Here is an 11,283-nt window from a genome sequence, read left to right as displayed (position 1 = left end):
GAGGGCCTCAGACGGTGGCGGAGACGAGTCCTGCCGCGGTGCGGAGCTCCTCGACGCGGTCGAGCTGCTCCCACGTGAAGCCCGGCAGTTCCCGACCGAAGTGCCCGTAGGTCGCGGTCTGCGCGTACTTCGGGGTCAGCAGGTCGAGGTCACGGATGATCGCGGCCGGACGCAGGTCGAACACCTGCGTGATCGCGGCCTCGATCGTCGCGTCGTCCACGTGACCGGTACCGAAGGACTCGACGTACAGACCGACCGGCTTGGCGCGGCCGATGGCGTAGGCGACCTGGACCTCGAGGCGGTCGGCGAGACCGGCCGCGACGGCGTTCTTCGCGACCCAGCGGAGCGCGTACGCCGCCGAACGGTCGACCTTCGACGGGTCCTTGCCGCTGAACGCGCCGCCACCGTGACGGGAGGCCCCGCCGTAGGTGTCGACGATGACCTTGCGGCCGGTGAGCCCGGCGTCGCCCTGGGGCCCGCCGATCTCGAAGCGGCCGGTCGGGTTCACGATCACGTCGACGTGTGCGGAGTCGAGGTCCACCAGGTCGAGGACCGGACGGATGACGTGCTCGGTGATGTCGGCGGTCAGCTGCTCGAGCGAGACGCTCGGCGCGTGCTGGGTCGACAGGACCACGGTCTCGACGGTCTTCGGCATGACGCCGTCGTACCCGACCGTGACCTGGGTCTTGCCGTCCGGACGCAGGTACGTCAGTTCGCCGGACTTGCGCACCGCGGCGAGCTTCTCGGCCAGACGGTGTGCGAGCCAGATGGCGACCGGCATGTACTCCGGCGTCTCGTTCGTCGCGAAGCCGAACATGATGCCCTGGTCGCCGGCACCCTGGCGGTCGAGCGGGTCCACGCCGGCACCCGAGCGGGTGTCGAGGGACTCGTCGACACCCTGGGCTATGTCCGGGGACTGCGCGCCGATCGAGATCTCGACGCCGCAGGTACGGCCGTCGAAGCTCACGTCGGAGGAGTTGTACCCGATGCCGGTGATGACGTCGCGGACCAGCTGCGGGATCTCGACGTACCCGGAGGTCGTGACCTCTCCCGCGACGTGCACGAGCCCGGTCGTCACCATCGTCTCGACGGCGACCCGCGCGTGCGGGTCGACCGTGAGCAGGGCGTCCAGGATCGCGTCCGAGATCTGGTCGCAGATCTTGTCGGGGTGGCCTTCGGTGACCGATTCCGACGTGAACAGACGGAGCGCACTCACCGGGATCAGGCGGAGGGCTGCTGCTGCTTGGTGACGGTCAGCTTGTCCTCGTTGATCTCGTGGAGCGCGACCGAGAGCGGCTTGTCGTCGATCGTCGAGTCGACGAGCGGACCGACGTTGTCGAAGAGCGAGCCTTCGTGCAGGTCGGCGTAGTAGTCGTTGATCTGGCGAGCACGCTTCGAGGCGAAGATCACGAGCGCGTACTTCGACTCGACCTTGCTGAGCAGGTCGTCGATGGGCGGGTCGATGATGCCCTGGGGGTTGGCCATGGGATTGCTCCTCGTCGTCGGTGCACCCGTCAGGGCGCAGAGAACAAGTCTACGACCTCGCGTGCCGCCGTGCTGACATCGGAGTTCACGATCCGCACGTCGAACTCGTCCTGGGCCGCGAGCTCCACCTTGGCGGTCTCGAGCCGGCGCGCCTGTTCCTCCGGCGATTCGGTCCCGCGGCCGATGAGCCGACGGACCAGTTCGTCCCAGGTCGGGGGCAGCAGGAACACCAGGACCGCCTCGGGCATGGCGTCCCGCACCTGGCGGGCACCCTGCAGGTCGATCTCGAGCATGACCTTCTCACCGGCGTCGAGCGCGCGGTCGATCGGCGGGCGCGGGGTGCCGTACCGGTACGAGTTGTGCACGGTCGCGTACTCGAGCAGTTCGCGGTCGCGGACCATCCGGTCGAACTCGGCGTCGTCGACGAAGTAGTAGTGCACGCCGTCGACCTCGCCCGGACGGGGCGCCCGGGTCGTCGCGGACACGCTGAGGTTCACCTCGGGGTACTGCTCGCGGATGTACGCGCTGACCGTCCCCTTGCCGACCGCGGTGGGTCCGGCGAGGACGACCAGCTTCGACGCGGCACGCTTCCGGCCGCGCTGGGCGAGCCAGTCAGCGAGCTCGGTCCGCTGGCGGCTGCCGAGTCCCCCGAGGCGCTTCGACGGCGCGATCCGGAGCGCGCCCATGACGGCTTCGGCCCGGGCGGGTCCGACACCGGGCAGGCTCGTCAGCAGGTCGCGGACCCGTAGCGAGCGTTCCGCCGAGGTGGTCGCGACGACGGACTCGTCCTCGGACCACGCGGAGCGGGCCACCTCGAGCGGCGACCGGTCCCCGGCGGCGACCGCGGACTTCACCGCGGCGCGGGCACGCCGTGCGGCGACGGCGGCCTTCGCGGCGGCGACGCGGTCGACCTCCGGCGGGTTGCGGTGTGCCGGCAACGCCGACCGGTCGGCGGCGGGAGCGCTGCCCTGCTGCTCGTCGCTCACGCTGCCGGCTCCAGGGCCGCACGGATGCGGTCGGCACGGTCGGCCACGAGGGCGGCGACACCGTCCGGGCCGTCACCGAGCAGACCGCGGGACTCGTTCACGAGCACCTGCTCGGCCCGGCTGCCGTACAGCGCACGGAGGTCCTCGATCCGGGCACCCTGGGCACCGAAGCCCGGCGCGAGCACCGGGGCGGTACCGATCTCGTCGGCCGTGATGCCGAAGTCGTCGAGGTCGAGGGTCGCGCCGAGCACGAGCCCGACGTCCCCCAGGGCCTGGTCGGCCGTCGTCCGGTTGTCGTCTGCCACGTCGACGACGATACCGGCAGCCACGGTCCGCCCGGCACGCGGGCCCTCCGCCAGCACCGCGGTCTGCAGGACCCGGGCCTCCGGGTTGCTCGTCGCGGCGAGCACGAACACACCGGCGCCGTTCTCTCGGGCGACGGCGATCGTCCCGGACAACGAGCCGTAGCCCAGGTAGGGCGACACGGTCATCGCGTCCGCCGCGAACGGTCCGTCGCGGTCGAGCCACGCCAGCGCGTAGTCGTCACCGGTGGACCCGATGTCGCCGCGCTTGACGTCCGCCACGACCAGGAGGCCCGCATCACGTGCACGACGGATCGTCGCGTCGAGTGCGCGGTAGCCGGGCACCCCGGCCGCCTCGAAGAACGCGATCTGCGGCTTCACCACGGCCGCGCGACCGGCGGCCGCGTCGACGAGGGTCGCGCCGAAGGCGGTCAGTCCGGCCTCGTCGCGGCCGAGCCCCCACGCCGCCAGGGTGGCGGCGTGGGGGTCGATGCCGACGCACAGTGCGGACCGCGACCCGATGGCGGCGGCGAGCCGGACGCCGAACGGGGTCGGGCCTCCAGGCCGGGCTGGGGTCACCAGCCGGCTCGTTCGAGCGCGTAGTCCTGCAGGCTCCGGACGCTGTGCGGCGTGCCGATCGTCTCGATCGCCGCGACCGCCGCGCCGAGCTGCGAGATCGTCGTGAACAGCGGCTTGTCCGCCGCCACCGTCGCCGCGCGGATCTCGTACCCGTCCGCGCGACCGGCGGCACCGCTCGGCGTGTTGATGACGATGTCGACCTCGTTGCGGGCGAGCAGGTCGACGACGCTCTCCTGCCCCTGGCTGAACTTGCCGACGACGCCCACCAGGATCCCGTTGCGGCGGAGCACCTCGGCGGTGCCCTCGGTCGCGATGATCGTGAAGCCGAGCTGCTGCAGACGGTGCACCGGCAGGACGATGGCGCGCTTGTCGGTGTCGGCGACGCTCACGAACACGGTGCCGCTGGTCGGCAGTCCGCCGTACGCGGCCTCCTGGCTCTTGAGGAACGCCCGCGGGAAGTCGCGGTCGATGCCCATGACCTCACCGGTGGAGCGCATCTCGGGGCTGAGCACCGAGTCGACGACCTGACCCTCGCGGGTGCGGAAGCGTCGGAAGGGCAGCACGGCCTCCTTGACGGCGATCGGGGACTCCATCGGGACGAAGGCACCGTCGCGGCTCGGCAGCAGCCCCTCGGCGACCAGGTCGTCGATGCTCGTGCCGGTCATGACGCGGGCAGCGGCCTTGGCCAGGGCGATGCCGAGCGCCTTCGAGACGAACGGCACCGTGCGGCTGGCGCGGGGGTTCGCCTCGAGCACGTAGAGCACACCGGCCGCGATGGCGAACTGCACGTTGAGGAGGCCGCGGACGCCGACCCCGCGGGCGATCTTCTCGGTCGCGTCGACGACGGCCTGGATCTCCGCGCGACCGAGGCCGACCGGGGGCAGGGTGCAGGAGGAGTCGCCGGAGTGGATGCCCGCCTCTTCGATGTGCTCCATGACGCCGCCGACGTAGAGCCGGTCGCCGTCGTAGAGCGCGTCGATGTCGATCTCGACCGCGTCGTCCAGGAAGCGGTCCACGAGCAGCGGCAGCTCCGGGCCGATGATCGCCTGGTCGGCCATCCGGTCGAAGTAGTCGGCGAGGGTGTCGGAGTCGTAGACGATCTCCATGCCGCGCCCGCCGAGCACGAAGGACGGACGGACGAGCACCGGGTAGCCGATGCCCTCGGCGACCGCGGTGGCGCTCGCCAGGTCGTGTGCGGTGCCGTTCTTCGGCGCGAGCAGGCCGGCGTCGTCGAGGATGCGCGAGAACGCACCGCGCTCCTCGGCCAGGTCGATCGCGTCCGGGCTGGTGCCGAGGATCGGGATGCCGGCGGCCTCGAGCGGCTTCGCCAGGCCCAGGGCGGTCTGGCCACCGAGCTGCACGACGACGCCGACGACCTCGCCGGAGGCCTGCTCCGCCGCGATCACCTCGAGGACGTCCTCCACCGTGAGCGGCTCGAAGTAGAGCCGGTCCGAGGTGTCGTAGTCGGTCGAGACCGTCTCCGGGTTGCAGTTGACCATGATCGTCTCGAACCCGGCGTCGCTCAGCGCGAAGGACGCGTGCACGCACGAGTAGTCGAACTCGACACCCTGGCCGATGCGGTTCGGGCCGGAGCCCAGGATGACGACCTTCTTGCGGTCGCTCGGGGCGACCTCGGTCTCGGTGTCGTAGGACGAGTAGTGGTACGGCGTCAGGGCCGGGAACTCTCCGGCGCAGGTGTCGACCGTCTTGAACACCGGGCGGATGCCGAGCGCGTGACGCTGGTCACGGGCCTCCTGCTCGGTGACGCCACGGAGCGAGGCGATCTGCGCGTCGCTGAAGCCGTGCTCCTTGGCCCAACGGACGGTGTCCGCGTCGAGCGTCTCGGCGGCGCGGACCTCATCGGCGACCTCGTTGATGAGGACGATCTGGTCGATGAACCACGGGTCGATCTTCGTGGCCTCGAAGACCTCGGCCGCGGTGGCACCGGCGACGAGCGCCTGCTGCACCGTGACGATGCGGCCGTCGGTCGGGATCGACGACTTCTCGAGCAGCGCGGCCTTGTCGAGCTGGTCGGCCGGGACGTCCCAGTGGAAGCTCGACCCGCGCTTCTCGAGCGAGTGGAGCGACTTCTGCAGCGCGGTGGCGTAGTTGCGGCCGATCGCCATCGCCTCGCCGACGCTCTTCATCGTCGTGGTGAGGGTGGCGTCGGCGGCCGGGAACTTCTCGAACGCGAAGCGCGGGGTCTTCACCACGACGTAGTCGAGCGTCGGCTCGAAGCTGGCCGGGGTGACGCGGGTGATGTCGTTCTGGATCTCGTCCAGGCGGTACCCGATGGCGAGCTTCGCGGCGATCTTGGCGATCGGGAAGCCCGTGGCCTTGGACGCCAGCGCGCTCGATCGCGAGACGCGGGGGTTCATCTCGATGACGATGAGGCGCCCGTTCGACGGGTCGACCGCGAACTGGATGTTGCAGCCGCCGGTGTCGACGCCGACGCGACGGATGATGTCGATGCCGATGTTCCGCATGTTCTGGTACTCGCGGTCGGTCAGCGTCAGCGCCGGGGCGACCGTGATCGAGTCGCCGGTGTGCACGCCGACCGGGTCGACGTTCTCGATCGAGCAGACGACGACCGTGTTGTCGGCGTTGTCCCGCATGAGCTCGAGCTCGTACTCCTTCCAGCCGAGGATCGACTCCTCGAGCAGGACCTCGGTCGTCGGGCTGGACTGCAGCCCGTCGCCGACGAAGCGGACGAGTTCCTCCTCGGTGTACGCGAAGCCGGAACCGAGACCGCCCATGGTGAAGGACGGCCGGACGACCAGCGGGTAGCCGAGGTCCTTCGCGAACTCCTTCGCCTCCTCCAGCGTGTGGGCGATGTGGCTGCGCGCCACGTCGGCGCCGGACTCGAGGACGAGTTCCTTGAAGAGCTGGCGGTCCTCACCGCGCTGGATGGCGTCCACCTTGGCGCCGATGAGCTCGACGCCGTACTTCTCGAGGATGCCGGCCTCGTCGAGGGAGATCGCCGCGTTCAGTGCGGTCTGCCCACCGAGGGTCGGCAGGACGGCGTCCGGCTGCTCGATGCGGATGATCTCCTCGAGCGACGCGTTGGTGATCGGCTCGATGTACGTCGCGTCGGCGAAGTCCGGGTCGGTCATGATGGTCGCCGGGTTCGGGTTCACCAGGATGACGCGGACGCCCTCGGCGCGGAGCACGCGGCAGGCCTGGGTGCCGGAGTAGTCGAACTCGGCGGCCTGCCCGATGACGATCGGGCCGGAGCCGATGACCAGGACGGAGCTGATGTCGGAGCGCTTGGGCATCAGTTGCCCTCCTTCGTGGTGTCGGAGCCGTGCGTCGGGTCGGCGGCGGGGGTGGTCGCGTCGGCGGTGGCCGCGTCGAGCGGCTCCCCCTGCCGGCGGGCGACCACCATGTCCCGGAAGCGGTCGAAGAGGTACATGCTGTCGTGCGGTCCGGCAGCGGCCTCGGGGTGGTACTGCACGCTGAACGCGGGGATGTCGAGCGCCCGGAGGCCCTCCACCACGTTGTCGTTGAGCGAGTAGTGCGAGACCTCGACGCGGCCGAAGCCGACCGGGGACTCGATGACCTGTCCGACGGGCGCGTCGACCGCGAAGCCGTGGTTCTGGCTCGTGATCTCGACCTTGCCGGTGGTGGTGTCGAGCACCGGCTGGTTGATGCCGCGGTGTCCGAAGGGCAGCTTGTAGGTGCCGAAGCCGAGCGCGCGGCCGAGCAGCTGGTTGCCGAAGCAGATCCCGAAGAACGGACGGCCGTCGCGGAGGCTCTCCTGCAGCAGGGTCACCTGCGCGTCGGAGGCCGACGGGTCGCCGGGGCCGTTCGAGTAGAAGAGCGCGTCGGGGTCGAGCTCGCGGAGCCGCTCGACCGTGACGTCCTGCGGCAGCACGTGCACCTCGAAGCCGCGCTCGGACAGGTATCGGGTGGTCGACGACTTCACGCCGAGGTCGAGGACGGCCAGCGTGCCGATCCGTTCCCCGACCGGTTCGACGACGTACTCCTCGGCCGTGGAGACCTCGGCGGAGAGGTTCTTGCCCGCCATGCCGGCCTGCTCGGTGACGACCCGGAGCTGCTCGTCGGCGTCGAGCGTGGCGTCGGCCCCGCTGAACACGCCGCCCTTCATGGCGCCGGCGTCGCGGATGCGGCGGGTCAGGGACCGGGTGTCGATGCCGGAGATCCCGACGATGCCGTCGCGCACCAGGTGCTCGTCGAGCGAGGCGTCCGCGCGGTGGTTCGAGACCACGCGGCTGGGGTCGCGGACGACGTAGCCGGCGACCCAGATGCGACGGGACTCGGGGTCCTCGTCGTTGACACCGGTGTTGCCGATGTGCGGCGCGGTCTGCACCACGATCTGCCCGGCGTAGGAGGGATCGGTGAGGGTCTCCTGGTACCCGGTCATGCCGGTCGCGAAGACCACCTCGCCGAGCGTGCGCCCGCGGGCGCCGTAGGCCCAGCCGTCGTACCGGGTGCCGTCTTCGAGGACCAGTACGGCCCGTTCGCGTGTCATGAGTTCGTCCCTTCGCCCGCGGTCTGCGGGGAGTCGTTCGTCGTCGCCAGTCCCTGCAGGGCGGTGAGCGCTTCCGCGTCGCCCTCCGGGAACCGGAAGTAGGTGTCGAGGTCCGTCGCTGCTGCGGCGCCGGTCGCCGTCCATCGCAGTCGGACCAGTCCCCCGGGCTCGACCACACGGTCGATGGCCCACGTGGCCCGGTCGGCGCCGCGGACGGCACTCCGGGCGATCCACCGGTCGTCCACACCGGCGTGGTGCAGCACGACACCGGTCGCGTGCACCGTCACGCCGCCGCGGCCGCGGAAGCCGAGTCCGCCGGCGGTGATCCGTTCGAGCGGCTGGTCGGCGCGGGTCGTCGCGACGGTGAAGCCGTCCCAGGACCCGGCCGCCGGACCGCGGTCGGCCGGCACCGGGACGGGAGGCACGGCCTCCGCCTGCCGTCGGCTGCGCGTCCGCCAGGTGCGGGCCATCGCGACGAACAGCGCGGCCACCGCGAGCAGGATGACCCCGCCCAGCAGCCAGCGTGCCGCGTCACCGCTCATGCCGTCGCCACCCGTGCCGCCGCTGCCCGTGCCGCGACGGTCTCGCTGTCGACGAGCTGTCCGTCGAGGAGCGTGGGCATGCCGTGGTGGAAGGTCGCCACGACCCGTCCGGGCAGCGGCATGCCGAGGTACGGCGAGTTCTGCGACTGCCCGTGCAGGTCGGCCGCCGAGAAGTCGCGGCTCGCGGCGGGGTCGTAGAGCGTGATCTCGGCCGGGGCACCCTCGGCGATCGCGTGGCCGTGGCCCTCGACCTGGCCGATCCGGGCCGGGGCGCTCGAGAGCACCCGGGCGACGTCGGCCCAGTCGAGTCGACCGTCCTCGACCACGGCGGCGTGCACGACGCGCAGCGCGGACTCGAGGCCGACCATGCCGTTCGCGGCGGCCGGCCACTCGCAGTGCTTCGCCTCGGCCGGGTGCGGGGCGTGGTCCGTCGCGACGATGTCGATCGTGCCGTCGGCGAGGGCCGCGCGGAGTGCCTCGACGTCCTCGCGGCGGCGGAGCGGCGGGTTCACCTTGTAGCGGGCGTCGTAGCCCGGGGCGCCGTCGTGTCCGGCGATGAGGTCCTCGGTCAGCAGGAGGTGGTGCGGGGTGACCTCGGCGGTGACGTCGATGCCGCGGGTCTTCGCCCAGCGGATCACCTCGACGCTGCCCGCCGTGGAGACGTGGCAGACGTGCAGTCGTGCGCCGACGTGCTCGGCGAGCAGGACGTCGCGGGCGATGATCGACTCCTCGGCCACGGCCGGCCACCCCGCCAGGCCGAGCTCCGAGGACAGGCGGCCCTCGTTCATCTGCGCGCCGATGGTCAGGCGGGGCTCCTGCGCGTGCTGGGCGAGCACCCCGCCGAAGCCCTTGATGTACTCGAGCGCCCGACGCATGAGCAGCGGGTCGGCGACGCACGAGCCGTCGTCGGAGAACACCCGGACCTTCGCGCGGGAGGACGCCATCGCGCCGATCTCGGCCAGGTGCGTGCCCTGCAGTCCCTGCGAGACGGCACCGATCGGCCGGACGGTGACGTAACCGGCGTCGTCCCCGAGCGCCTGCACCTGCTCGACGACCCCGGCGGTGTCGGCGACCGGCGACGAGTTCGCCATCGCGTTCACTGCCGTGAAGCCGCCGGCGGCCGCGGCCCGCGAGCCGGACAGGACCGTCTCGGACTCCTCGTGGCCGGGCTCCCGGAGGTGCGTGTGCAGGTCGACCAGACCCGGCAGGGCGAGCAGCCCGTCGGCGTCGACGACCGTGGCGCCGGCCGCGTCGAGACCGGACCCGACCGCGGTGACGAGCCGTCCCTCCAGGCGGATGTCGGCACGCGAGCCGTCGACCAGCTGCGCGCCACGGATCAGGTGTGCGGTCATGCGACGGACTCCTTCTGCTGGTCACCGGTGAGGGCGAGGTAGAGCACGGCCATCCGGACCGAGACGCCGTTCGCGACCTGTTCGACGACCGTCGAACGGGCGTCGTCCGCGGCCACGCCGGCGATCTCGAGCCCGCGGTTCATCGGCCCCGGGTGCATCACGAGGGTGCGCTCCGGCAGCCGCGCGAAGCGGGCGGCGGTCAGGCCGAAGTGCCGCGTGTACTCGCGGGGGTTCGGGAAGAAGGCGTCGTTCATCCGCTCCTGCTGGATGCGGAGCGTCATCACGACGTCCGGGTCCTCGGCGAGGGCCGCGTCCAGGTCGTGGTGGACGGCGGCGCCGAAGGGCCGGTCGACCGCGGGCAGCAGGGTCGGCGGCGCGGCGAAGGTGACGTGGGCACCGAGCGTGCGGAGCAGCCAGGCGTTGCTCCGGGCGACGCGGCTGTGCAGCACGTCGCCGACGATGAGCACGCGGACGCCGTCGAGCCCCTGGCCGCGGCTGTCCGCGCCGTGCAGGCGGCGGCGCATCGTGAACGCGTCGAGGAGCGCCTGCGTGGGGTGCTCGTGCGTGCCGTCGCCGGCGTTCACCACGGGCACGTCGATCCAGTCGGCCTCGGCGAGCACCCGGGGGGCGCCGGACGCGCCGTGCCGGATCACGATGCCGTCGATGCCCATCGCGTCGAGGGTCTGGACGGTGTCCTTGAGGGACTCGCCCTTCGAGACGCTGGAGCCCTTCGCGGCGAAGTTGATGACGTCCGCGGACAGTCGCTTGGCGGCGGCCTCGAACGAGATGCGGGTGCGAGTCGAGTCCTCGAAGAAGAGGTTCACGATCGTCCGACCGCGGAGCGCCGGGAGCTTCCGGACCTCGCGCGTGTTGACCTCGGCCATCTCCTCGGCGACGTCGAGGATCCGCACGGCATCGTCCCGCGACAGGTCGGCGGTGGAGAGCAGGTGCCTCATGCCGCACCGCCCGGTTCCGTGCTGCCCTGTTCGATGACGACGTCGTCGACGCCGTCGGTCTCGGTCAGGTGCAGGGTGACCCGCTCGTCCCCGGCTGTCGGGAGGTTCTTGCCGACGTGGTCGGCGCGGATCGGCAGCTCGCGGTGGCCGCGGTCGACGAGGACCGCCAGCCGGACCGCACGGGGGCGTCCGATGCCCTGCAGTGCGTCGAGTGCCGCGCGGACGGTACGGCCCGAGTAGAGGACGTCGTCGACCAGGACGACGACCTTGCCGTCGACACCGCCGGCCGGGATCACCGTCGGGTGCGGTGCGCGACCGATGCCGCGGCGCAGGTCGTCGCGGTACATCGTGACGTCGAGGGCGCCGACCCGCTCACTGCCGATGCCCCCGGTGGCGGACTCCCACCCGGGCTCGATGTCGGCGAGGATGCGTCCGAGCCGCTCGGCCAGGACGGCGCCGCGGGTCGGGATGCCGAGCAACACCAGGTCCGAGCCACCGTGGTTGGCCTCGAGGATCTCGTGTGCGATGCGCGTCAGAGCGCGCGTGATGTCGGGTTGCTGCAGGACCGTTCTGGTACCCACGCAGACCT

Annotated in this window: 10 protein-coding genes; all 10 read right to left on the bottom strand. The window is 71.5% G+C overall.

Annotated elements, in window-relative coordinates; genetic code table 11:
* Positions 1 to 7: 7 nt before the first annotated feature.
* The 10 genes from metK to pyrR are packed head-to-tail and all read right to left on the bottom strand — an operon-like array spanning position 8 to position 11,275.
* On the bottom strand, positions 8 to 1,216 hold the full coding sequence (metK, locus tag SOM35_RS05420; protein WP_320514657.1) for a methionine adenosyltransferase: 1,209 nt from the start codon (positions 1,214 to 1,216) through the stop codon (positions 8 to 10).
* Between the two features lie 5 nt (positions 1,217 to 1,221).
* Positions 1,222 to 1,485 (bottom strand): DNA-directed RNA polymerase subunit omega, encoded by a 264-nt coding sequence (rpoZ, locus tag SOM35_RS05415; RefSeq protein ID WP_110902190.1) that lies wholly within the window; start codon positions 1,483 to 1,485, stop codon positions 1,222 to 1,224.
* 29 nt (positions 1,486 to 1,514) lie between these two features.
* The gene (gene gmk, locus SOM35_RS05410) at positions 1,515 to 2,423 is read right to left on the bottom strand and encodes a guanylate kinase (protein WP_221850376.1); all 909 of its coding nucleotides are present in this window, start codon (positions 2,421 to 2,423) and stop codon (positions 1,515 to 1,517) included.
* Positions 2,424 to 2,467: 44 nt separating this feature from the next.
* Entirely contained in the window at positions 2,468 to 3,352 is an 885-nt protein-coding gene (pyrF, locus tag SOM35_RS05405) for an orotidine-5'-phosphate decarboxylase (RefSeq protein ID WP_320514656.1), read from the bottom strand.
* Positions 3,349 to 6,627 (bottom strand): carbamoyl-phosphate synthase large subunit, encoded by a 3,279-nt coding sequence (gene carB, locus SOM35_RS05400; protein WP_320514655.1) that lies wholly within the window; start codon positions 6,625 to 6,627, stop codon positions 3,349 to 3,351. The genes pyrF and carB overlap by 4 nt, the downstream gene beginning before the upstream one ends.
* Complete coding sequence (gene carA, locus SOM35_RS05395) at positions 6,627 to 7,844, bottom strand: glutamine-hydrolyzing carbamoyl-phosphate synthase small subunit (RefSeq protein ID WP_221850292.1); 1,218 nt, start codon at positions 7,842 to 7,844, stop codon at positions 6,627 to 6,629. Before carA ends, carB begins: the two co-directional genes overlap by 1 nt.
* The gene (locus SOM35_RS05390; protein WP_290156435.1) at positions 7,841 to 8,386 is read right to left on the bottom strand and encodes a PH-like domain-containing protein; all 546 of its coding nucleotides are present in this window, start codon (positions 8,384 to 8,386) and stop codon (positions 7,841 to 7,843) included. Before SOM35_RS05390 ends, carA begins: the two co-directional genes overlap by 4 nt.
* Positions 8,383 to 9,738, bottom strand: a complete 1,356-nt coding sequence (locus tag SOM35_RS05385) for a dihydroorotase (RefSeq protein WP_320514654.1) — start codon at positions 9,736 to 9,738, stop codon at positions 8,383 to 8,385. The genes SOM35_RS05390 and SOM35_RS05385 overlap by 4 nt, the downstream gene beginning before the upstream one ends.
* On the bottom strand, positions 9,735 to 10,694 hold the full coding sequence (locus SOM35_RS05380) for an aspartate carbamoyltransferase catalytic subunit (RefSeq protein WP_111073580.1): 960 nt from the start codon (positions 10,692 to 10,694) through the stop codon (positions 9,735 to 9,737). The genes SOM35_RS05385 and SOM35_RS05380 overlap by 4 nt, the downstream gene beginning before the upstream one ends.
* The gene (gene pyrR / locus SOM35_RS05375) at positions 10,691 to 11,275 is read right to left on the bottom strand and encodes a bifunctional pyr operon transcriptional regulator/uracil phosphoribosyltransferase PyrR (RefSeq protein ID WP_111073581.1); all 585 of its coding nucleotides are present in this window, start codon (positions 11,273 to 11,275) and stop codon (positions 10,691 to 10,693) included. The genes SOM35_RS05380 and pyrR overlap by 4 nt, the downstream gene beginning before the upstream one ends.
* Positions 11,276 to 11,283 lie beyond the last annotated feature (8 nt).

It is taken from the genome of Curtobacterium sp. CFBP9011, assembly GCF_034045095.1.
Taxonomy (GTDB): domain Bacteria; phylum Actinomycetota; class Actinomycetes; order Actinomycetales; family Microbacteriaceae; genus Curtobacterium.
The sequence above is the reverse complement of the archived record's forward strand: the minus strand, read 5'-3'. Positions and strand labels throughout refer to the sequence as shown.